Here is a 22515-nt window from a genome sequence, read left to right as displayed (position 1 = left end):
TGTGTCAGTCCCCGATCAGCCGCTGCGTCTGTTGTTGTTGCTGCTGTTGCTGATTCGCCTGCGGGGCGCTGAGCTCGCGACCGAGCTCGAACGAGTCGGCCTGCGGCGGATCGCTCACCAGCTCCGGCCCGGCCAGCTCCCGGTCGACCGGGCCTGAGCGCCCGGCCAGCACCCAGGTGTCCTTGCTGCCGCCGCCCTGGCTGGAGTTCACCACCAGCGAGCCCTCCGGGAGCGCCACCCGCGTCAGCCCGCCGGGGAGCACCCAGATGTCGTCGCCGTCGTTGACCGCGAAGGGCCGCAGGTCGACATGGCGTGGGACGAGCTCGTTGCCGATCTTGGTCGGCACGGTCGACAACTGCACCACCGGCTGCGCGATCCAGCCACGCGGATCCGCCTTGACCTTGCGCCGGACCGCCTCGAGCTCGCGCGGCGTCGCGTCGGGCCCGATGACGATGCCGTACCCGCCCGAGCCCTCCACCGGTTTGACCACCAGCTCGGCGACGCGGTCGAGCACTTCCTCGCGTTCGTCGTCGAGCCAGCAGCGGAAGGTGTCGACATTGGGCAGGATCGGCTTCTCGCCGAGGTAGTACTCGATGATCGTCGGCACATAGGTGTAGATGAGCTTGTCGTCGCCGACCCCGTTGCCCACCGCGCTCGAGATCACCACATTGCCCGCGCGGGCGGCGTTGAGCACCCCGGCCACGCCGAGCACCGAGTCGGGCCGGAAGTGCATGGGATCGAGGAAGGTGTCGTCGATGCGCCGGTAGATCACGTCGACCTGCCGTTCGCCCGCCGTCGTGCGCATGTAGACGACATTGTCGCGGCAGAACAGATCGCGACCCTCGACCAGCTCCACCCCCATCTGCCTGGCCAGGAGCGAGTGCTCGAAATAGGCGGAGTTGTGCACGCCGGGAGTGAGCACGACCACGGTCGGGTCGGCCTCGTTCGGCGCCGCCGAGGCGCGTAAAGCGCGTAGGAGATGGCCGGGATAGTCGCCGACCGCCCGCACCCGGTGCGAGGAGAACAGGTCGGGGAAGACCCGCGCCATCGTGCGCCGGTTCTCCATCACATAGGACACCCCGGAGGGCGAGCGCAGATTGTCCTCCAGCACCCGGAAGTCACCGCGCTCGTCGCGGACGAGATCGATGCCGGAGACATGGATGCGCACCCCGTTGGGCGGGACCAGCCCGGCGGCCTCGCGATGGAAGTGCTCACACGAGGTGACCAGCCGCTTGGGGATCACCTGATCGCGCAGGATGTTCTGCTCGCCGTAGACGTCGGCGAGAAACAGCTCCAGCGCCGTGACCCGCTGCTTGATGCCGCGTTCGAGCTTGGCCCACTCCGCGGCCGCGATCACCCGTGGCACCAGATCCAACGGGAACGGCCGCTCCTGGCCCGACAACGAGAAGGTGATGCCCTGGTCGATGAAGGCGCGGTCCAGCGCGTCGGATCGTTTGGCCAGGTCGTCGACGTCGTTGGCGGCCATCGCGGCGTGAATGCCCTTGTAGGGGGCGCGGACCCGGCCCGCCGCGTCGAACATCTCGTCGAACGCCTCGGCGAAGCGGCCGGGGCCGTAGCCCTCGAACAGGCCGGCGTGGGTGGTCGTGGCATGGCCGTTCGTTCGCACCAACGCCGGTGACGCGGATCGAGCCGTACCCGGCGCTGTGGTGGAAGTCATGGGAAAAACTGTGCATCACCCGGAGGTAAGGTCGTGTGAGACACAGGTAAACTTCTCGCATCACCTGAAAAGGGTGAAATTCGACGGCGGGACCGAGCCGTCGTCCGATGCCCGATTTCGTCGCTCGGTGCCGAGCTGGTAACCTCGATCTTCGGCGCGGTGTTACCCGTAGTTCAGCACCATCTGCTGCATCGTGGGCGCGCGCCCGACGAGCTTTCAAGACATACCACCCAGCGACAGGAAACCAGAGGATACAGGCGTGGCCAACATCAAGTCCCAGATGAAGCGGATCCGTACCAACGAGGCGGCGCGCAAGCGCAACCAGTCGGTCAAGTCCGCGCTGCGCACCGCGATCCGCAACTTCCGTGAAGCTGCCGCCAGCGGTGACAAGGAAAAGGCTGCCGAGCAGCTGCAGTTCGCGAGCCGCAAGCTCGACAAGGCCGCGTCCAAGGGCGTCATCCACGCCAACCAGGCGGCCAACAAGAAGTCCGCGCTCGCGCTGGCTCTGAACAAGATCTGATCGGAGCGGGCCTGGTCCCGCTCAGCACGACTTCGCAAGACGCAGCCGCCGTGGCCTCGATGACCACGGCGGCTTTTGTCGTCGGCTACCATTCCGCGCATGTTGACGGTGTACGCGAATCAGACGGTGGTACGAGGCGACGACCTGGCCGAGGTGATCCGCGCCGCGGAGATCCTGGGGATCGGCCTCAAGATCGAGAACGTGATGGTGCCCGACGAGGACGGCGGTCTCGCCGCGGCGTGGATCGTCACCCGCGAGGACGAGGTCCCGCTCTACGACGAGTGGGAAGGCCGCTACGAGGACGGCGAGGACGACGACGAGCAGTTGTCCCTCGTCGGCGAGTAGTCAGTTCACGCAGGGGACCTGCCCGGAGCCGAGGTCGGTACGCACCGGCCTGCCCGCGTCCGGGGTCCCCGAGAGGGGCGTACTCACGCCGGTGCGGCTGGTCGTTGGGCCACCCGTGGCGTACCCGCGGGAGGTCGGCACCGGCAGGCCGAAGGCCGTGGCGACTTCCCGGCGGATCGCCGTCCGGTCGATGATGTTCACATCCTGGCCGTTGATCACGTCGTAGCTCACGATCGGCAGGGTGCGGAATTCGATCTGCGGGTTCTCGGCGCCGCCGAGCGTGCGGACGAATTCGGTCATGTTCCAGCCGTCGGAGAGCACGATGTTGCGGTGGGCGACGGCCATGAGCGCGTTCAGTCTGCCTGGATCGGTGAGTGTGCCCGCCCCGCGCAGCTGCCGGGCCACCGAGGTGAGGAATGCCTGCTGCCGGTGGGTGCGGTCCAGATCGCCGTGTTCCAGTCCGTGCCGCTGCCGCACGAAGGCCAGCGCCTGCGCGGGATCGAGGCGCTGGCGGCCCGCGGGGAAATCGGCACCGGAGAACTCGAGATCCCGCACCGGATGGTTCAGGCACACCTCCACCCCGCCCAGCGCGGCGGCCAGATCGTAGAAGCCCGCGAGGGTCACCTCCACGAACCGGTCGATCGGCACCCCGGTCAGGTCCCGCACCGCCTTGACGGTGGAGGCCCGCCCTGCTTCCCGGCCCGCCTGTTCCAGGCGGCGCGGATCGGTTTCGCCGCGCGCGATCAGCTGATCCTGCACGGCCTGCTTCTTCAGCCCGTAGGTCTCCTTGATCTTGGCGTGGGTGTAGCCGGGGATACCGGTGACGGGGACGTAGTTGTCGCGGGGGATCGAGACCGCGACGATCTTGTCCATGGCGGCCGGGATGTGCACCAGGATCAGCGTATTGGCGTTGTATCCGCCCTCGTCGCCGTCGCCGGCGTGCAGTTGGTCGAGCACCTCGCGCGGCAGCTCCTCGCCGTTCTGGTCGCGGCGGGTGTCGAGGCCGATCAGCAGGATGTTGAGGTCGCCCCCGAGCGAATGCGGCGCGTCGTCCTCGAGTGCCTGCGACCGCGAGAAACCGGTGTCGAAACTGCCCGCGGTCGACCATCCGTAAGCGGTCACGGCCACCACCATCGCCGACAACCCCGCCGCGAATCCCCTCCCGAACGCCCGCCCCCACCGGCCCACGCCTCCCCCGGCGCGTCGGCCCCGCCCGCGCACCGCACTCCGGCCACCACCCGGCTCGTCCATGTCATGATCAACTGTGCCAGGGGTGATAGCCGATGGATATCGCGATTGGATTTCGATTCGACGGCGCCGCCGGGTGTCGGTCAGTTCGCGGCGCGCAGGTCCAGGATGCGGGACAGGGCGTGCTCGACGGCGTAGGTGGCGTCGGCGGCACCGCCCTTGACGTCGGCGTTGAGGGTGGCCACGACCTGGAGCGCGGTGCCGATGGTGGCCGGGTTCCAGCCGCGGGCCTGCGCCTGGGCCTTCTTGACCTTCCAGGGCGGCATGCCGAGTTGCTGGGCGAGTTTGAAGGGGTCGCCGCGGCCCGCCGAGCCGACGCGGGCGATGGTGTGCACCGAGTCGGCGAGGGCGTCGGCCAGCAGCACGTGCGGGACGCCGCGGTCGGTGGCCCAGCGCAGCGCCTCCATCGCGGCGGGCCGATCCCCGGCCACCGCGAGTTCGGCGACGTCGAAGCCGGTCACCTCGGCGCGGCCCGAGTAGTAGCGGCGGACGGCGTTCGCGTCGACCTTGCCGCCCGTGTCGGCCACCAACTGGGAACAGGCGGCGGCCAGCTCGCGCAGCTCGGAGCCGACCGACTCGATCAGGATCTGCACCACGTCGGCAGGGACCTTGACCCCGACGGCGCGGAACTCGGCGCGCACGAACTCCATCCGTTCGGCGGCCTTGGTGAGCTTGCCGCACTCGTGGACCACCGCACCCTGTTTCTGCAGCGCGGGGGCCAGCGCTTTCGCCCGGCCACCGCCGGAGTGCAGCACCAGCAGCACCACGCCCGCGGGCGGGTCGGCCGCGGCCTCGGTGATGACGGCGACGGCGTCCTTGCCCGCCTCGGCGGCCGATTCGAGCACGATCACCCGATCCTCGGCGAACAGCGACGGGCTCAGCAGCTCAGCCAGTTCGGCCGTGCTCGCGTCGCCGGCGCGCAACCGGTCGACCGGCACCGCCTCCGGATCGGGCGCGCCGGCGCGCACCTGACCGATCACCTGCGCGACCGCGCGTTCGACCAGCAGCTCCTCGTCACCGAGAACCAGATGCACCGGGGCAGGGCTTTCGCTCACCAGGCGATCCTACGTTCGCGCGCCGACAGGTCCCTGGAGGGCCACGTGCGGGATGCGGGCCACGTGGGGCTCACGGCCCGGTTCCTGTCGCCGGTTCCACCGTGCGCGCCGCCGGCCCTCGAGGATCGACCGGCCAGGCCATGGCGGAGTTGCGGCCGGCCGAAAGTGCCTTCCACCGCGCCTACCGGCGCGCGGTGACAATGCGGAGGTCGGCGGCGGTGCCGAACACGACCACATCGCCGTGCCGGTCGGTGCGCGCGACGGTGGCGCCCAGCGCGCCCAGCGCGGTCGTGACGGCGGGGTGGGGGTGACCGAAGGTGTTGTCCGTTCCTGCGCTGATCAACGCGAGTCGCGGGTGGACCGCGCGAAGGAATGCCGGTGTGGTGGTGCGCGACCCGTGGTGCGGAATCTTGACGATGTCGGCGCGGAGGTCCTGGTCGAGGAGCCGGGTCTGGGCCGCTTCCTCGATGTCGCCGGTGAACAGGATTGTGCCCACGGCCGTCTGTGCTCGTAGCACGAGCGACCGGTCGTTCGCTCCGTCCAAGGCGAACGACGACGGGACGTCACGGCCGGGCGCCAGCACCTCCACTCTCACTGCCCCGAAGTGCAATTCGAGTCCGTCATGAAGTTCGATCAGCGAAATCCGCTCGGACTCCGCGAGGTCGACCACCCGCTCGATCCCGCCGGTTTCCTCACCGTGCCGGTGCCGCGCCGTCTCCGATTCGAAGCCCGGCTCGCCTCCGTTCTCAGCACCGCCACGGCACACGTCGCGCCGCACCTCGGTCCGGGTTTCAGCGGCGTTCGTCACGGGGTCGCTCAGGCCGGCGGAAACGACCCGCGTTGCCGAATCAACGGCTGGTGCCGACGGTCCCGCGACACGGGGAGAGACGACGCCCGGCTGAGTCGGCACACGGTCATCTGTGGGCGCGGGCGGCCCCGCGGCACGAGGAGGGACAACGCCCGGCTGAGTCGGCGCACGGTCGTCAGTGGGCGCGGGCGGCCCCGCGGCACGAGGAGGGACAACGCCCGGCTGAGTCGGCGCACGGTCGTCAGTGGGCGCGGGCGGCCCCGCGGCACGAAGAGGGACAACGCCGGGCTGACTCTGCGCGCGCTCGTCGGTGGGCGTGTGGTCCTCCGACGACGCGAGATCCTCCGCGGGCGTGTGGTCCTCCGACGACACGGGGTCCGCTGTGGGCGCGTGGCCCTCCGACGATGCAGAGTCCTCTGCGGGCGCGTTGACCTCCGCGGTCGCGTGAACTGCCGTAGGCGCGTTGACCCCCGTAGGCGCGTGGGCCTTCGCAGGTGCGTGGGCCTCCGTAGGCGCGTCGCCCTCCGCGGGCGCGTGAACTGCCGTAAGCGCGTTGACCTCCCTAGGCGCGTCGCCATCCGCGGGCGCGTGAACTGCCGTAGGCGCGTTGACCTCCGTAGGCGCGTTGTCCTTCGAAGATGCCTTGTCCTCCGTGGGCGCGTTGCCCTCCGTAGGCGCGCTGACCTCCGCAGGCGCGTTGACCTCCGCAGGCGCGCTGGCCTCCGCAGGCGCGTCGCCCTCCGCAGGCGCGTCGCCCTCCGCGGGCGAGTGAGCCTCCGTAGGCGCGTTGACCTCCGTAGCCGCGCGGGCTTCGGCAGAGGGATTGGCCTCCGTTGCCGCGTCGTTCTCCGTAAGCGCGTTGCCGTTTGTAAGCGCGTGGTGCACTGGCAACCCCTGGGTCTGCGTGATCGGCAAGCGCGCCGTTGCTGGGCGCGGCATCGTTGCGGTGGTTTCGGCGAACCTCGGCGCAATGGGAGCTGCGTCTTCGGTGGTCGGGCGTGGGCGCGCGGTGTCCGAGGTGGGCGGAGGGGGTGGGGTGGGATGGCTTGGTGCGGATGCTGTCGGGTTCGTTGGGCAGGGTGGGGTGCCGCCGCTGATACTGAGTTCGCCTGGGGCGGTGGCGATGGCGTCGATGGTGCGGCCGCGGAGGGCGCCGGCGAGGCCGTCGATGTGGTCGGCGTGGGGGTGGGTGAGGACGAGCAGGGGGATGCGGGTGATCCGCAGGCGGTCCAGGCAGCGGCGAATCGCACGTGGGTCGGGGCCGGTGTCGATGACGACCGCGGCGCCGGGACCGACGGACAGAGCTAGTCCGTCGCCTTGACCGACATCGCACATCGCGAGGACCCAACCGTCGGGTGGCCACCCTGGATGCCACAGCCGGACCGGCACAAGGACTATCGCGACACCGAGCACGCCGACCGCCAGCAGTCGCCGCGTCGTCGACCACCGCAACGCGGCGACCACGACGACCACGACGGCGGTGGCGACGAGACCGGCGCCGAGGCCGGAAGGCACGCTCAGGGAGGCGCCGGGTATCGCCGCCATCCGATCGGCCACCGAGAGCAACCACCACAGGGGCGGACGCGCGCACCACAGCACCGGGACCGCCGCGTCATGCCACAGACAGGCGACGACCGCGCCCACCGCGCCGATCACCGTGATCACGCCTACCACCGGCGCGACAAGAGCATTCGCGACGATCGCCACCAGACTCACTCGACCGGACAGCCCGACCATGAGGGGCAGGGTGACGACGAACGCACCCGCCGAGACCGCCACGATCTCCGCCGGTGCCCGCCACCACCCGCGAGCACGCAGCCAGTCGGCCCAACTCGGCGCCAGCAGGATCAGCCCGGCCGTCGCCAGCACCGAGAGTGCGAAGCCAGCGCTCACCGCCAATCCCGGTGCCACAACGAGCAACCCGATCACCGCAGCGCCTAAGGCGGGGAGGGCTTGTTTGCGGCGGCCGGTGAGCAACGCCAACACGGTGACCGAACCCATCGCGGCAGCGCGCAGGACACTCGGGTCGGGCCGCGCCAGAACGATGAACACCACCACCACACCGGCCGCGGCCGCCGCGCTGACACGTGGACCAGCCGTGAGCAGGCGGGTCAAGGCCAACAGCGCCGTCAGCAGGATGGTGAAGTTCGCACCACTCACCACGCACAAGTGCTGCAGCCCCGCTGTTTCGAACGAGTCACGCACCCCGTCCGAGAGGGCAGTCGTGTCTCCGACCACCAGGGCTGGCAGCAGGCCCGCCGCGTCAGGTGGCAGTGCGCGCGCTGCGGCGCCGACGAGATCGGCACGTATCCCCGCGGCGACCCGTTGCCACCACGGGGGTTCGCCGTGGCGAACCGGGTCGGCCAGGGCGTTCAGGGTGACCACGGTGAGATCCGCGCGATGGGGCTCGCTCACCCGCGCGCGGAACCGGATGACCTGCCCCGGAGCCAGATCCGCCCACGCATCGCCACCGGCGAGGACGACGATCGCTCCGCCCGCCCTGGTCGTCGCGGTCCCGCTCCCGAACTCGCGCAGTCCCGCGTGCACGATCCAGCGCCGCTGGCCACCGAATCCGCCCGCGCGCATCGATTTCGGGTCATCGGTGACAGCCGCCAGCACGGTCACCGACTTCCCGACCGACTCCCGCAAGGGGTGGGCCCGCACATGATGCTCCCGCCAGGCGCCGGCGGCCGCGAATCCGGCCGTCAACACCATCGTCGCCAGTCCCGCGACCGCGACCACCCGCCACCGCTCCCGCTCGTGCGCGATCGCCCACAACACCACCACCCACAGGCCGAGCGCGATCACCACCGCGCCGACCGCGAGCACCACGCCGGCGACCCACCCCACCGACACCGCGACGATCGTCGCCACCCAGCAGCCCACCGCCGCGGGCACCAGCCGCATGTCGAGAACATGCCGCTCCCCCACCACGCGCTCGTCTTCCCGCAGCACGCTCATCCGTCGACCTGCGCGGCATCCGTAGCGTCCCCACCTGCTCCGTGAGGTCCGAGAACCGACGTCAGGCCGAAGCATCCGAATTCCACACTGCTGTAGGAGTGTTCGACACAATCCGGGTAGCAGGCGACGAACTTCCTCGTGGCCGCATCTCCCGACGCGCCGTCGGCCGTGTCGGGTTCGCTGTCAGCCGCGCCACCAGCGACCACACCGATGCGGTCGGCATCGTCCGCAATGTCTGCTGTGCTGTCGATACCGCCGACCGCGTCGGCGGGTCGTTCCCGCGGTGCTGCGGTCACGTCGTGACCAGGTCGCGAAGTCGGGCGAGGCGGGCGGGACCGATGCCGTCGACTTCGCCGAGCTGGGTCACGTCGGTGAACTTGCCGTTGGTCGACCGCCAGGTGAGGATCGCTTTGGCTGTCACCGGGCCGACGCCGGGGAGCGCGTCGAGTTCGGCCTCGGTGGCGGTATTCAGATCGACGCGCTTGCCGTCCTGCGCCACACCGGTCTTCGAGGGCGCGGGGCTGGTGGTGCCCGTCGCGCTCCCGGCGTTCGATGTGGCAGGTGGGCTACCGCCCGCGCTGATCATGGTGCTGCCGTGGCGCGGCACAGGCGAACCGGGGTCGGCCGCACCGATGACGACCTGATCGCCGTCGGCCAGACGCTGGGCCAGGTTGAGGCCGGCCAGGTCGGCGCCGTCGCGGGCGCCGCCGGCCAGGTCGAGCGCGTCGGCGATCCGGGCGCCGGCGGGGAGGCGGTGCAGGCCGGGGCGTTCGACCAGACCCATCACGCTGACAACGACTTCCGCGCTCGGGGTCGGTACCTGGCCCGGGGCCGCCGCAACGGTGGTCGTCGGCTCACCGCGGCCACCGATGTGTTCCGCGCGGACGACCGGTACCGGCGGCACGGACTGCTGGGTCGGCTGGTCGCGTAGCACCAGCACGCCCGTGAACACCACCGCGACCACCCCCACCAGCGCCAGCACGAAGGCACCCGGCCGGCCCGGGTCGACTCGCGCCGCCCGGAACCGCTCGGGCACAAGGCGTCGCAGCCCGCGCGGCTCGCCGCCCGTGTCGAGCCAGCCCGGCGCGCGCACCTCGCCCGGCGGGAGTTCCTCGTCGTCCCAACGCCCTTCGGTACCACGGCCGCCGCGCACCCCGGCGCGGTCCGGCCCAGTTCGCATCGACCCCGCCTGGTCGCGTACCGCGAGACCACCCAGCCGCTGCCGTACCCGCTCGTGCTCTTCGTGTCGTGACATGCCACCGAAGCTACGACCGGCGCCCACCGCGAAACCGGCGACGACCTGCGGTTCGATCGAACCTGTGGATAACTCCGAGCCTGTGGACAACTGCCGGTCAGACACTCCTACGAACACCGAACGTATTCGCTCGCTCGCCTACGGTGCGCCCATGCCCAACGCCATCGAGACCCGGAGTTCCACCGTCACCACGAACCGCCCCCGCGGAATCCTCGCCGCGTGCATCGCCCGACGACATCCCGCCGTACCGCTGCGTGGACGTTCGCCGCGCCCCGACGAGCCCGACATCCGCGTGCTCGTGCAATTCCCCGCCGTCCGCATGGAATTCGCCGCGTGCCGGACCGCGGCCCTCGCCTTCGTCCAGGACATCGCTGCCAAGCGGCCGTGCTCGGTCGCCGTCGATTCCCGCCCCTGCCGCGGGCTGCCCCGCCTGCCCAACGAGCGTCTGTACCTTCTGCCGTGAACAGCGACAACGGATCGGCCACGCCTGCGCGAATACAGTGTGCCCCGGACCCGAGACCGCCTACGAATGGGCACATGGACTTGCGCCGTCGCTTCCTCGACTTCGCCCACCGCGAGGCACGCGGCAATTCGCCGTGCTACGAACAGCGCGCCGTCGACATCGCCGGCGACGACGCCGTGCTCGCCCTGATCTCCCAGCTTCCCACCGACAAACAGCAGCCGAATCTGATCCTGGCCGCCGCGCGGGTCACCGGCGCGACCGCCGCCTCCTACCGCGAATTCCGGGAACAGCTGATCGCCCACTGGCCCGCAATCGGCGAGACGGCGGGGAGCAGACGCACCCAGACGAACGAAGCCGGGCGCTCGGCGACACTGTTGCCCGCATTCGCCCGGTTTCCCGGACCCCTGTCCCTGATCGAAGCCGGCGCGTCGGCGGGGCTGTGCCTGTTCCCGGACCGCCTGAGTTATCGATATGGCGACGTCGCCGTGGATCCGCTCGAGGGCCCGTCACCGGTGCGGTTGTCGTGCAGGGTCTCCGGGCCCGCGCCGATCCCCGCACGACCGCCGGAGGTGGTCCACCGGGCCGGCGTCGACCTGAATCCGCTGGACGTGTCCGATCCTGCAGATCGGGAGTGGCTGGAAGCGCTCGTCTGGCCCGGACAGGACGACCGGCTCGCCAGGCTGCGCGCGGTCGCCGCGATCGCGGCCGCGGATCCGCCGCGCTTGGTGACGGGCGACCTGACGGACAGGATCGGCGAACTGGTCGCGGCCGCGCCCAGCGACAGCACCGTTGTCGTGTTCCACAGCGCAGTACTCACCTACTTGCCGCTGCCGGCGCGACGGCAGTTCGTCGCGACCGTGCGGCAGCTGCCGTGTCATTGGGTCTCGCAGGAAGGCGTGGGGGTTCTCCCCGGCTTCGCCGATCGACTACCGCACGAGGAGACGACTGCCGCGCGAATGGTCGTGGCGGTGGACGGGGAGCCCGTGGCCTGGGCCGGGCCGCACGGTCAGTGGTTGGACTGGTTCGGCCCGGCATGAAAAAGCCATGGATCAGAGGCGGCGCATGACGGAGACGACCCGGCCGAGGATGGTGGCTTCGGCGCCGTCGATGACCGAGTAGGCGGGATTGCGGGGTTCGAGCAGGACATGGCCGTTGCGACGGCGGAAGACCTTGACGGTGGCTTCCTCGCCGATCATCGCGGCCACGATGTCACCGGTGTTCGCCTCGCGCTGACTGCGGACGATCACGAGGTCGCCGTCGCAGATGGCGGCGTCGATCATCGAGTCGCCGCGCACGCGCAGGCCGAAAACCTCACCGCGGCCGACGAGTTCGCGTGGCAGGGTGAGCAGGTCGTCAGGGTTCTGCTCGGCCAGGATCGGGGTGCCCGCCGCGATGTCGCCGACCACCGGCACGGTGACCGATGCCTCGGACTGGACCCCCGGCGCGTCGCGAAGGAACAGCCGCACATCGATCGGGCGGGTCATGGCGGCGCCGCGACGCAGGAAACCGTCTTCCTCCAACGCTTTCAGATGCTTGGAGACCGTCGACGTGGACCGCAGACCGACCGCGTCGGCGATCTCCCTGGCGCTGGGCGGATAGCCGTGCGCGAGCACCGAATCCCGGATCACCGCGAGGATGTGTTGTCTGCGCGGCGGCAGGTGCGAGGTGTCGGGGAAGTCGAAGTCGTCGTAACCGGTCACCGGGGCATCGTAGTGCCGGCCGGGATCAGCGTGACGGCGCAGGTTCCCGGCGCGTCCGCCACGGCCGCACTCTCACGCGCATCCGCCCGGGACGACGAGGACACCGAGCGCGCCGACACCGAGATGCACGCCCAGCGTGGGGCCGAACTCGGTGACGTGCAGTTCCGCGACATCCGGAACCTGTTCGCGCAGCTGGGCGGCGATGTTCTCGGCCGCCTCGGCAGCGCCGAGATGCTGCACGCCCAGCGCCGCGCCGTCGCGCCCGGCGGCATCCACCGCCGCGGCGACCAGCTTCGCGTAGGCCCGCGACCTGGTGCGCACCTTCTCGCGCAACTCCAGCTTGCCCTCGACCAGGTGCAGCAACGGCTTCGTCACCAGTTCACTGCCGAAGAAGGCCGCGGCACTGCTCAACCGGCCGCCCTTGCGCAGCTGCTCGGTGCGGTTCACCAGGATGAAGGTGCGGGCGCGGGCCGCCGCGGCGACCGCCCGCTCGTAGACCGCGTCCAGCGCCTCGCCCGCGCGGGCCCGGCGCGCGGCGGCGAGCACCGGCAGGCCGGTGGCCAAGCCGGCGCCCAGCGAATCCACCAGGCGCACACGATCTTCCGCGCCCATGTCGCGCACCGCCTGGCGTCCGGACTCCCAGGTCGCCGACAGCGTGCGCGAGAGGTGGATGGCGACGACACCGTCGCCGTCGCTGTGCGTCAGTGCTCGCTCGTAGGCCTCGCGCAGTTCACCGGGCGAGGCCGCCGAGGTGCTGACCGAGTCGGTCGAGTAGTCGATCTCGACGGGGTCGACACCTTCGCGGATCTGCCGATCACCGACGAGCACGTGCAACGGCACCACTTCGATACCGAGCTCGGCGACGACATCGGCCGACAGCCCGGACGCCGAATCGGTGACCACTACAACGGCCACGGACTACCTGACCTCCTGCAGCGCCTTGGTCATCGCCGTCGCCACCGCCGCGTGCCCGGCCCAGCCCCAGTGGATGCCGTCCGGATTCGCCGCACCCGACTCGATGTCGTCGCGCACCGCTTCACCCAGATCGACCAGCGGCACCGACGTCCGGCCCGACCACGCCCGCAGCGCCTTGACCGCACGCGCGCGGCCACGGTGCACCCGCCCGTAGGCATCGCACTTGTGCACCGACGGCAGCACCGCGACCACGGGCAGTTCCGGACGCAGGTGGTTGAGCGCCTCGCGCGACTGCTCCAAGTAGTCGACGCTCACCCGTGGCGGAAGTGCCACGGGGCGACCCAGTTTCGACAGCTTCGGCTGCAGCCAGTTGTAGGACGCGCGCACCCCGCGCCGCAGCTTCGGCGGACGGATGTAGCGGATCAGTTCGCGCAACGCGGTGGGCAGCGGCGACGGCAGGGTGTCCATGCCGCCGACGGCGAACACGACCGCGCCGGCGCGGGGCACCGCGGCCCAGACGCGGGGATCACCGATGAGCGCCCAGTAGGCATCCCGGCAGGTCCAGCCGATCCGGGCGATCAGCTCGACATCCCAATCCAGTTCGGCGGCCACCATATTCGGCCAGATCCGCGGGTCATCCGCGGGCAGACCGCCCTTGGGGCCGTAGTACGCCAGCGAATCGGCGATCACGAGCAGAACCGGCCGGGGAGAAGCGGAGGACACCGGGCTCGGTGCCTCGGCGACCTCGACGAGCGGGGCCTCCGCCACGGGAACGGCGGTGGAGTCCGCCACTGCCGCAGCATCGTGCACCACTGGGGCGCCTGCTTCGGATCCGCCTCCCGCTGTCGACAACGCGTCGGCGCCCGGAGAGGCCACCTCGGCAGTGGATCCATCCGCGCTCACCGCGACGACGGACGTGTCCGCATCGGCCGTTTCGGGTTCAACCGCACCGGGTTCGGTGACGGCGGGCGCGGCCGTGGAGACAGCGGCGCTGCCCGAGGAGGTATCCGCTGCCGTCGAAGACTCGACGGCAGCGGTGGATGCGGGCGAAGGCGTCTCCGACGGCTCGGCGAGAGCATCGCGATCTTCACCGGCGCTCGCAGCCGGGAAGTCCTGCGGCGCGGTCGAATCCGCACCAGCCGTCGCACGCACCAGTTCCTCGCCACTCGCAGCGGGCGACGCCGCCGAGTCGGCGACCACTACCGAATCAGCCGATCGCTCGGAGAAAGCGGATTCCACCGCATCGACGGTTTCCGCTACCGCGACGGTATCCGGCTGCGGGACAGCGGAACCCGTGACTGTGGCGGCCTCGCCAGTCCGCTCGTCGGCGTCAGCCGAGGTGTCCGCGCGCGCCGATTGGTCATCGTCGGCGTCGGCATCGCTGTCGTCCGACGACCCGCCAGAGTCGCCGGCGGCCACGTCGCCAGCCGCTGGCTCCGCGGTGTCGGGGTCGGCGACGACCGGCGCAGGGGCCGGGCCGAACAGCGCATCGGGCAGCGACCGTTCGCTGCGCGCGGTGACCTGCTTGAAGAGTTCGTCCGGTACCGAACGGATGGGCTCCTCACGCTCTGGGCGTGCGGGGCGAGCGGGTGGCGGGCCGAACAGGGCGTCCGGCAATTGCCGTCCGGCCTTGGCCGTCACCTGCTGGAACAGTTCGTCCGGTACCGATCGGACGGGCTCTTCAGAGGACATCGGGAGCTACCTTCGCCGCTGCGTTCCAAACATCGAGGCGCCAGCCGGGTGTATCGATGTCCGGGCCGTGGCTGGACAGCTGCACCCAGCTCGTGTTGGCCAGCCCACCGAGGGCAGGCCAGTTCGCCGGGGGCAGATCCAGCAACGCGGCCGTCAGGGCCGCGATCAGCCCGCCGTGCGCCACCAGGATGATAGTCCGGCCGGGCCAATCCTGCCGGTCGTTGTACAGTTCGCGCACCACGGGCAGGGCCCGCGCCCCGACCTCGAGTTTGCTCTCGCCGCCGGGCGGGCGATAGGTGGCGTCGAGCCGCCACTGCACCCGGGCGCCGGGATAGTCGGCGTCGACCTCGAGATGGGTCAGTCCCTCCCAGTCGCCCAGGTGGGTCTCGCGCAGCCGGGTGTCGGTGACCACCGGCAGGTCGCTGAGGTCACCGAGCGCCTGCGCGGTCTCCTTGGCGCGCCGCAGATCGGAGGCGTGGATGGCGATCGCGTTGCGCGAGATCAGTTCGCGCGCGGCCTCTTTGGCCTGCTGCCTGCCCAGTTCGGTGAGATCGGTGTCGATCTGCCCCTGCATCCGGTCGGCCGCGTTCCATTCGGTCTGCCCGTGCCGCAACAGGATCAGCGTGCGCACATGGGCGTACTTGCTCACTCGGTGTCGCCCTCTACCTGTGCGTCGGCGGCGGCCGGAGCCGCCGGTGCTGCGATACCGTCGACGGGGACGGTCGGGCAGTCACGCCACAGCCGCTCCAGCGCATAGAAATTGCGCTCGTCGTTGTGCTGGATGTGCACGACGATGTCGACGTAGTCGAGCAGCGCCCAGCGGCCTTCGCGGGTCCCCTCGCGGCGGACCGGCTTGTGCCCGGCCGCGCGCAGCTTCTCCTCGACATTGTCGACGATCGCGTTGACCTGGCGCTCGTTGGGCGCCGAGGCGATCACGAAGCAATCGGTGATCACCAACTGCTCGGACACGTCGAGGACGACGACATCGGTGGCCAGCTTGTCGTCGGCCGCGAGTGCGGCGACCTTGGCCATCTCGACCGCTTCCGCGGTGGCACTCATGCCTTACCTTCCGTTTCTGCGGGCCCATACAGGTGCCGCTTCGATATGTACTGCACCACGCCGTCGGGGACGAGGTACCAGACCGGCCGACCCTCCGCGGCGCGGCGGCGGCATTCGCTCGACGAGATGGCCAGCGCGGGGATCTCGATCATCGTCACGGCGTCGGCGGGATAGTCCCGCAGATGCTCCTCGAGATGGTCGGTGTTCAGCTCGTACCCCGGACGGCTCACCCCGACGAACTTCGCCAGTTCGAACAGTTCGGTCCAATCCTGCCATGTCAGGATGTTGGCCAGCGCGTCCGCACCGGTGATGAAGTACAGCTCGGCGTCGGGGTGGGCGCTCTGCATCTCGCGCAGGGTGTCGACCGTGTAGGTGACCTTGTTGCGCTCGATATCGGCCCTGCTGACCGAGAACCTGGGATTGGACGCGGTGGCGATGACGGTCATCAGGTAGCGGTCCTCGGCGGGGCTGACCTGCTTGTTCGCCTTCTGCCACGGCTGCCCGGTCGGCACGAAGATGACTTCGTCGAGCTCGAACCGGTTCGCGACCTCGCTCGCCGCGACCAGGTGGCCGTGGTGAACGGGGTCGAAGGTGCCGCCCATGACGCCGAGCTTGCGGCGCGGCCGAGCTGTGTCGTGCATGAGGTCCGAGCTTAACGGGGTTGCCGTCCTTCGAGCGGACCGGACCTGGTCCGCGACGCCTGCGCGCACATCTGGGCGAACTGGGCTCGGGTGCGATCGAGCTCGTCGGCGATGTGCGCGGCGGGCTCGGCGGCGAGCCGCTGGTTCAGTTCGGCGAGCAGGACGTCCATCGTCACCCACCACGGCCCGCGCACCCGGCCGCCGGGGCCGCGCAGTTGCAACCAGGCCGCGGCCCGCAGACAGCGGGCACGCGGCACGATCTTGTCCTGCTCACCCCACAGCCCGGCGGCGCGCAGGTAACCCCCGAGGGCCGCCGATTCCTGGCCGCAGCATTCGCGGGCCACGGCCGCCGACCATACGAGGTCGGCGTGCCTGCGCCGGTGCGACCGGTCCCCCGCAAGCAGCCGCGCGGCCTCGGTGAACTGCCACGCGGCCTGCCGGTAGCGGCCGAGCCGGATCAGCGATTCGGCGAACTCGGCGCGCACCCGCGCGAGCTCACCCGGCGGATAGCCGACGGCGCCGCGCACCAGCGGCCCCTCGAGAGCCGCGACCGCTTCGGCATGCCTACCCGCCCGGTGCCAGGCTCGTCCCGCGACCACCCCGAGATGCGCCGCGTCGGCCGCCGAGATCGGCTGCCAGCAGGCGGCGGCCGACGCGGCGGCGCGCGCCAGATCGGGATCGCGGTCCGGCTGCGCGGCGATCGCGGTGACGAGCCTCGTGCGGAGCTCGGCCTCCTCGCGCGCCTCCAGCTCGCCGTACCCGACGACCAGGGCGCGCCGCAGCTGCTCCTCCGCCGCCGCGGGCGCGTCGGCCAGGCGGACCGCCGCGATCTCGGACAGCCGGCGCGCCGCCCTGGCGCCGGTCCCGCTCGGCAGGCAACGTTCGCCTTCGCGCGGCGGGTCGTCCGCACCACGCACCGTGATCAGGCCGGGCGCCGTCAGCCCACGCATAACCCCGGTCGCGAAACGCGCCGCGGGTCCGGCCGCGGCATCCACTCCGGAATCCGGGCCGAGAGCACCCGCGGCCCTCCCGCCGCCCGCGCCGGGGTCGCCGGAACCACTCACCGCGGGAGTTCTCTCGTCGAGCTCGTCGTTCACCGAGCGAACCGAGCCCGATGCGCTCCGGCTCGTGACGCGTGGGTCCCCACATCCGAGCTCGGATCGGACCGCTCGTCGCCGCGCGACGCCCCTGCCAGCATGGCGGTGATCTTGGTGGGCGCTGCCTTCGAGCCGCTTAACGTTCGCTGAAGCCGTCAGGGCCGCTTGGATTTCGGGAGCTTGGCGACGACCGCGTCGTAGGAGGCGTCGATCAGTTCGCGCAGTTCGTCGGCGGGGACGGCGCCGTCCACGGTGATGCTGTTCCAGCCGTAGCGGCCGATATAGGCGGACGCGCTGACGTCGTCCGGGTAGATGAGCACCAGTTCGTCGGCCTCGGCGCGGTCGCGACCGCATTTGAGACCGATCGAGGCGCCGGTGCCGAGGAAGGCGAAGATCTTGTCGCCCACCTTGGCCACGACGTCACCTTCCCAGGGCTCGTCCTGCCAGGCACCGGGTTTGGCCAGGCAGTAGGCCAGCAGATCGTCGCTCATTCACCTGCTCCTTCAGACGGGCAACAGCCGCGAGACCACCTCGGTGAGCTGTCGCGCGGACCGGCATTCGTGCATCTCGATCACCTCGCCGTACTCGCGGGCCGCCGAATCGCCACTGCCCCAGAGGTTTCGCGGTTCGGGGTTGAGCCAGTGCGCGTGTTTGGCCGTGTCGACCAACTGCCGCAGGATGTCCAGTTGCGGATTGCGGTAGTTGGTGCGGCCGTCGCCGAGGACCAGCAGCGAACTACGGCTGGTGACGGCGTCGGCGAACCCGTCGGCGAAGGTGGTCAGCGCCTGGCCGTAGTCGGAGTGACCGTCGGCGTCGATGATCCGGGATTCGGTGAAGATCCTGGTCAGAACGTCGTCGAGGCCGGCGTGCGGGTCGAAGAAGCCGGTGACCTCGTCGGTGCGGTCGACGAAGGCGAAGATCCGCACGCGGGAGAACTGCTCACGCAAGGCGCTCACCAGCAGCAGGGTGAAATTGCTGAACCCGGCGACCGAGCCCGAGATGTCGCACAGCAGTACCAATTCCGGGCGGCCGGGGCGGGGCTTGCGGTTCACGAGATCGATCGGGACGCCGCCGGTGGACATCGACGCGCGCAGCGTCTTGCGCAGGTCGATCTCGCCCCGGCGGGCGCGCTTGCGCCGCACCGCGAGTCGCGAGGCGAGGATACGGGCCAGGCGCTGGGTGCCGCGCCGCAGCTCGGCCAGTTCGCGTTCGGAGGCGCGCAGGAAGTCGGCGTCCTCGGCCTGGCGGGCGACGCCGTAGGTGGCGACCCGGTCACGCCCGATCTGCTCGGCGACGCGGCGGTTGGTCTCGGCTTCCACGCTCTTGCGAAAGCCCGCGATCCGTTCCCGGACCAGGCGCTGGGCGACCTCGGTATCGCGGTCGCTCGCGTCGGGCGGCAGCCCGAGACCGGCCAGCACCCGCGACAGCAGCGTCTGCGGCGCGAGGTCTTTGAGCGCCTGATACGCGGAGAACGAGGGGCCGCGCGCCGATTGGTACTGCCCCAGCTGCTCGACGATCTGCCCCGCCAGCAGTTGCAGCTGGGGGCCGCTGTCCTCGGCGGTGAGCAGCTCGGCCAGCTGTTCACGCAGCGCGGGCAGGTCGACTTTTCCGTCCGGGGTGCGTGGCACTTCGGGAGACGACGCGCTGCGCTCGCCCACCGCGACCGGGAACCACAGATCGAACAGCCCGTCGAAGGTGGCGCGATGGGTCGGGCGGCGCAGCAGCGCGCACGCCAGCCCCTCCCGGACCGACTCGCGATCGAGCAGGTCGAGCACCGTGATCACCCGGCCCGCGTCGACGGTCTCCGACGGCCCCACCGGGACGCCGCGGGCACGCAGCGCCGCCACGAACCCGGCGACGTGCCCACCGAGTCCGTGCGGGGCGGGCGCGCTCATCTCACACCAGCTTCAGCTCGGCCAGCGCGCGCTGGTGGTCGCTGCGGTGCTTGAGCACGACGCCGAGGGTGGCGCGCACGGTCGCGTCGTCGAGGTCCTCGGCGCCGAGGGCCAGCAGGGTGTGGCCCCAGTCGATCGACTCGGCCACCGACGGCAGCTTCTTGAGCTGCATGCCGCGCAGCACGTGCACGATCCGCACCAACTGCTCACCCACCGCGGCCGACAGCTCGGGAACGCGGCTGGCCAGGATGCGCCGCTCCAGGTCTTCGTCGGGGAAGTCCAGGTGCAGGTACAGGCAGCGGCGTTTGAGCGCCTCGGACAGTTCGCGGGTGGCGTTCGAGGTGAGCACCACGAACGGCTTCCTGGTGGCGGTGATGGTGCCCAGTTCCGGCACCGTCACCGCGAAATCGCTGAGCACCTCGAGCAGCAGGCCCTCGATCTCGACATCGGCCTTGTCGGTCTCGTCGATCAGCAGGACCGTCGGCTCACTGCGTCGGATGGCGGTGAGCAGCGGACGCGAGAGCAGGAACTCCTCGGTGAAGACGTCGGCTTTGGTTTCGGCCCAGTCGTTCTCACTCGACGCCTGGATCCGCAGGATCTGCTTGGCGTGATTCCACTCATAGAGCGCGCGTGCCTCGTCGACGCCCTCGTAGCACTGCAGGCGGACCAGTTCCGCGCCGGCGACCTGCGCCACCGCCCGCGACAGTTCGGTCTTGCCGACGCCGGCGGGGCCCTCGATGAGCAGGGGCTTGCCGAGGCGGTCGGCCAGGAAGACCGACGTGGCCGTGGCCTTGTCGGCGAGGTAGCCGGTGGTGGCCAGGCGGGCGATGACGTCGTCGACCGAGGTGAAGATCGGTTCCTCTACCAGTGTCACGGTCACACCGGCCGAGTCTGGCCGTCGCCCCACACGATCCACTTGGTGGAGGTGAGTTCGGGCAGTGCCATCGGGCCGCGGGCATGCAGCTTCTGGGTGGAGATGCCGATCTCGGCGCCGAAGCCGAATTGCTCGCCGTCGGTGAACGCGGTGGACGCGTTGACCATCACCGCGGCCGCGTCGACGCGGGTGGTGAACTCCCTGGCGGCGGCCAGGTCGGCGGTGACGATGGCCTCGGTGTGGCCGGTGCCCCAGGTGTTGATGTGCTCGACGGCCGCGTCGAGACCGTCGACGACCTGGAGCGCGATGTCCATCGTGAGGTACTCCTCGCCCCAGTCGGCCTCGGTGGCGGGCACCTGGCCGGGCAGATCGCCGTGGATGGTGACGCCGGCGTCGGTGAGGGCCTTGCTCAGCCGCGGCAGCGCGGTGTCGGCGACGGCCGCGTCGATCAGCAGGGTCTCGGCCGCGTTGCACACGCTGGGGCGGCGGGTCTTGGCGTTGAGGACGATGGCCTCGGCCATGTCGAGGTCGGCGGCGGAGTGCACGTAGACGTGGCAGTTGCCGGTGCCGGTTTCGATGGTGGGCACCTGGGCGTCGCGCACCACCGCGTTGATCAGGCCGGCGCCGCCGCGCGGGATGACCACGTCGACCAGGCCGCGGGCCTGGATGAGGTGGGTGACGCTGGAACGGTCGTGGCTGGGCAGCAGCTGCACCGCGTCGGCCGGGATGTCCTGGGCGACAAGGGCTTCGCGCAGCACCTCGACCAGGGTGGCGTTGGAGTTCGCCGCAGAGGAGGAACCGCGCAGCAGGGCGGCGTTGCCCGACTTGAGGGCGAGGCCGAACGCGTCGACGGTGACGTTGGGCCGGGCCTCGTACACCATGCCGACCACGCCGAGCGGGACCCTGGTCTGGCGGATCTCGAGACCGTTGGGCAGCGTGGAGCCGCGTACGACCACGCCGACCGGATCGGGCAGCCCGGCCACCTGGCGCAGGCCGGAGGCGATGCCGTCGACGCGAGCCTTGGTCAGCCGGAGGCGATCGAGCAAGTTCTCCTCCGTCCCCGCGGCCCGCGCCGCCTCGATATCGGCCTCGTTGGCCGCGAGCACGCGGTCGGCGGCGGCGAGCAGGGCGTCGGCCGCCGCGTGCAGTGCGTCGTTCTTCTGCGCCGTGGTGAGCTGAGCCAGCACGCGGGACGCGACGCGAGCCCTGCGGGCGGCGTCGTGCACCGCTGCGCGGATGTCGAGCTCGGGGGTCACTTCTACCGTCATGGGCACCAGCCTACGCAGTCCGGCTCGCCCGCTCGCCGCCACCCGGACCCCCGAATACGGCTCCGACCGGCGCGGGGACCGAGTTGTCCACAGGTTTCGCGCCAGCGGGAGAATTGTCCACAAGCCCCGCCACGCCGGGCCCCGCGATCGCTAGGTTGGCGAACATGGAGACTCCCGCTGGGCAGACCGTCGTCGTGTTGGGCAGCGTCAACATGGATCTGGTCACCACGACCGCGCGCAGACCGGAACCCGGGGAGACAGTGCTCGGGACGGGTTTCGCGACGGTGCCGGGCGGCAAGGGCGCCAATCAGGCGATCGCGGCGGCACGGTCGGGCGCGAGGGTGCGTTTCCTCGGCGCGGTCGGTGACGACGCGTTCGGCGCGACCTTGCGCTCGACGCTGACCGACGCGGGCGTGGACACCACCCTGATGCGCATCGTCGACGGTCCGAGCGGGGTCGCGACCATCGTGGTCGACGGGACCGGCGAGAACAGCATCATCGTCGTGGCGGGCGCCAACGGCCGGGTGACCGACCTGACCAGCGATGAACTCGATGCCATCGCCAGGGCCGACATCCTGCTGTGCCAGTTGGAGATTCCGCTCGACACCGTGGCCGCCGCCGCCCGGCACGCCCGCTCGTCGGGCACCGTCGTCGCCCTGAATCCCTCACCGGTCCAGCCACTACCGGCCCAACTGTGGGCCGACGTCGACCTGGCCATCGTGAATTCGCTGGAGGCCGAACGCTATTCCACCGAGCTGCCCGAGGTGCCCCATGTGGTGCGAACCCGCGGCGGCGCGGGCGCGGTGTATCGCGCTCCGGACGGCACCGAGCTGACCGTCCCCGGCCGCCGGGTCGACGTCGTCGACACCACCGGCGCGGGCGACGCGTTCACCGGCGCGCTCGTGGCCACCTGGGCAGCCGGGCCGCCCACCGCGGTGACATGGGCGAACGCCGCGGGCGCGGTGGCCACCACCCGCCTCGGCGCCAGCTCGTCTATCCCTGGACAGGATGAAATTCGGGCACTTCTCCGAACTGGTTGAC

Annotated in this window: 22 protein-coding genes; 5 read left to right on the top strand and 17 right to left on the bottom strand. The window is 70.7% G+C overall.

Translation table 11 applies throughout. The annotated features are described in order from the left end of the window. Positions 1-4: 4 nt before the first annotated feature. Positions 5-1540, bottom strand: coding sequence for a circularly permuted type 2 ATP-grasp protein (locus DFR69_RS22235; RefSeq protein ID WP_233001712.1), 1536 nt, complete (start codon positions 1538-1540; stop codon positions 5-7). Positions 1541-1937: 397 nt separating this feature from the next. On the opposite strand from DFR69_RS22235, the gene rpsT reads away from it, so the two are divergent. Together rpsT and DFR69_RS22225 are read left to right on the top strand one after the other, a co-directional pair. Further along, the gene (gene rpsT, locus DFR69_RS22230) at positions 1938-2198 is read left to right on the top strand and encodes a 30S ribosomal protein S20 (RefSeq protein ID WP_019045815.1); all 261 of its coding nucleotides are present in this window, start codon (positions 1938-1940) and stop codon (positions 2196-2198) included. Between the two features lie 99 nt (positions 2199-2297). After that, positions 2298-2543: a hypothetical protein gene (locus DFR69_RS22225; protein WP_110039535.1), complete on the top strand. Its 246-nt coding sequence runs from the start codon at positions 2298-2300 to the stop codon at positions 2541-2543. On the opposite strand, the gene DFR69_RS22220 is transcribed toward DFR69_RS22225, so the two are convergent. The 5 genes from DFR69_RS22220 to DFR69_RS22205 all read right to left on the bottom strand — a co-directional run bounded on the left by DFR69_RS22220 (position 2544) and on the right by DFR69_RS22205 (position 9870). Beyond that, a complete protein-coding gene (locus DFR69_RS22220; RefSeq protein ID WP_110039534.1) occupies positions 2544-3794 on the bottom strand; it encodes an LCP family protein in 1251 nt (416 codons plus the stop codon). It lies immediately after the preceding gene. An 80-nt stretch (positions 3795-3874) separates the two neighbouring features. Next, positions 3875-4846: a DNA polymerase III subunit delta gene (gene holA / locus DFR69_RS22215; RefSeq protein WP_110039533.1), complete on the bottom strand. Its 972-nt coding sequence runs from the start codon at positions 4844-4846 to the stop codon at positions 3875-3877. Between the two features lie 181 nt (positions 4847-5027). Then, positions 5028-8615: a ComEC/Rec2 family competence protein gene (locus tag DFR69_RS34895; RefSeq protein WP_186817477.1), complete on the bottom strand. Its 3588-nt coding sequence runs from the start codon at positions 8613-8615 to the stop codon at positions 5028-5030. Continuing rightward, a complete protein-coding gene (locus DFR69_RS34160; RefSeq protein WP_146229398.1) occupies positions 8612-8911 on the bottom strand; it encodes a hypothetical protein in 300 nt (99 codons plus the stop codon). The genes DFR69_RS34895 and DFR69_RS34160 overlap by 4 nt, the downstream gene beginning before the upstream one ends. Continuing rightward, positions 8908-9870: a ComEA family DNA-binding protein gene (locus tag DFR69_RS22205; RefSeq protein ID WP_186817476.1), complete on the bottom strand. Its 963-nt coding sequence runs from the start codon at positions 9868-9870 to the stop codon at positions 8908-8910. The genes DFR69_RS34160 and DFR69_RS22205 overlap by 4 nt, the downstream gene beginning before the upstream one ends. Before the next feature lie 151 nt (positions 9871-10021). On the opposite strand from DFR69_RS22205, the gene DFR69_RS22200 reads away from it, so the two are divergent. Further along, positions 10022-10333, top strand: a complete 312-nt coding sequence (locus DFR69_RS22200) for a hypothetical protein (RefSeq protein ID WP_110039532.1) — start codon at positions 10022-10024, stop codon at positions 10331-10333. Positions 10334-10407: 74 nt separating this feature from the next. After that, positions 10408-11370 carry a DUF2332 domain-containing protein gene (locus tag DFR69_RS22195; RefSeq protein ID WP_110039531.1) on the top strand — a complete coding sequence of 321 codons (963 nt, stop codon included), beginning with the start codon at positions 10408-10410 and terminating at the stop codon, positions 11368-11370. Between the two features lie 12 nt (positions 11371-11382). On the opposite strand, the gene lexA is transcribed toward DFR69_RS22195, so the two are convergent. The 11 genes from lexA to DFR69_RS22140 form a co-directional block, all read right to left on the bottom strand. Continuing rightward, positions 11383-12033, bottom strand: a complete 651-nt coding sequence (gene lexA / locus DFR69_RS22190; RefSeq protein WP_110039530.1) for a transcriptional repressor LexA — start codon at positions 12031-12033, stop codon at positions 11383-11385. A 72-nt stretch (positions 12034-12105) separates the two neighbouring features. Continuing rightward, a complete protein-coding gene (locus DFR69_RS22185) occupies positions 12106-12948 on the bottom strand; it encodes a DegV family protein (protein WP_110039529.1) in 843 nt (280 codons plus the stop codon). A gap of 3 nt (positions 12949-12951) precedes the next feature. Next, on the bottom strand, positions 12952-14589 hold the full coding sequence (octT, locus tag DFR69_RS35350; protein WP_244198394.1) for a diglucosylglycerate octanoyltransferase: 1638 nt from the start codon (positions 14587-14589) through the stop codon (positions 12952-12954). 40 nt (positions 14590-14629) lie between these two features. Beyond that, the gene (locus DFR69_RS22175) at positions 14630-15289 is read right to left on the bottom strand and encodes a histidine phosphatase family protein (protein ID WP_110039528.1); all 660 of its coding nucleotides are present in this window, start codon (positions 15287-15289) and stop codon (positions 14630-14632) included. After that, on the bottom strand, positions 15286-15699 hold the full coding sequence (gene rsfS / locus DFR69_RS22170) for a ribosome silencing factor (protein WP_110039527.1): 414 nt from the start codon (positions 15697-15699) through the stop codon (positions 15286-15288). Before rsfS ends, DFR69_RS22175 begins: the two co-directional genes overlap by 4 nt. After that, positions 15696-16340, bottom strand: coding sequence for a nicotinate-nucleotide adenylyltransferase (nadD, locus tag DFR69_RS22165; protein ID WP_110039526.1), 645 nt, complete (start codon positions 16338-16340; stop codon positions 15696-15698). Before nadD ends, rsfS begins: the two co-directional genes overlap by 4 nt. A gap of 11 nt (positions 16341-16351) precedes the next feature. Continuing rightward, positions 16352-17437 carry a hypothetical protein gene (locus tag DFR69_RS22160; RefSeq protein ID WP_146229397.1) on the bottom strand — a complete coding sequence of 362 codons (1086 nt, stop codon included), beginning with the start codon at positions 17435-17437 and terminating at the stop codon, positions 16352-16354. Positions 17438-17592: 155 nt separating this feature from the next. Continuing rightward, positions 17593-17928, bottom strand: a complete 336-nt coding sequence (locus DFR69_RS22155) for an MmcQ/YjbR family DNA-binding protein (protein WP_110039524.1) — start codon at positions 17926-17928, stop codon at positions 17593-17595. A gap of 12 nt (positions 17929-17940) precedes the next feature. Continuing rightward, complete coding sequence (locus tag DFR69_RS22150) at positions 17941-19332, bottom strand: vWA domain-containing protein (protein ID WP_110039523.1); 1392 nt, start codon at positions 19330-19332, stop codon at positions 17941-17943. A 1-nt stretch (position 19333) separates the two neighbouring features. Beyond that, complete coding sequence (locus tag DFR69_RS22145) at positions 19334-20212, bottom strand: AAA family ATPase (RefSeq protein WP_110039522.1); 879 nt, start codon at positions 20210-20212, stop codon at positions 19334-19336. Next, positions 20209-21474, bottom strand: coding sequence for a glutamate-5-semialdehyde dehydrogenase (locus DFR69_RS22140; RefSeq protein WP_110039521.1), 1266 nt, complete (start codon positions 21472-21474; stop codon positions 20209-20211). The genes DFR69_RS22145 and DFR69_RS22140 overlap by 4 nt, the downstream gene beginning before the upstream one ends. Before the next feature lie 164 nt (positions 21475-21638). Here DFR69_RS22140 and DFR69_RS22135 point away from each other — a divergent pair, with 164 nt between their 5' ends. Beyond that, positions 21639-22514, top strand: a complete 876-nt coding sequence (locus DFR69_RS22135) for a ribokinase (protein WP_110039520.1) — start codon at positions 21639-21641, stop codon at positions 22512-22514. The last annotated feature ends 1 nt before the right edge of the window (position 22515 follow it).

The sequence above is a fragment of the Nocardia neocaledoniensis genome, from assembly GCF_003182135.1.
Taxonomy (GTDB): domain Bacteria; phylum Actinomycetota; class Actinomycetes; order Mycobacteriales; family Mycobacteriaceae; genus Nocardia; species Nocardia neocaledoniensis.
The sequence above is the reverse complement of the archived record's forward strand: the minus strand, read 5'-3'. Positions and strand labels throughout refer to the sequence as shown.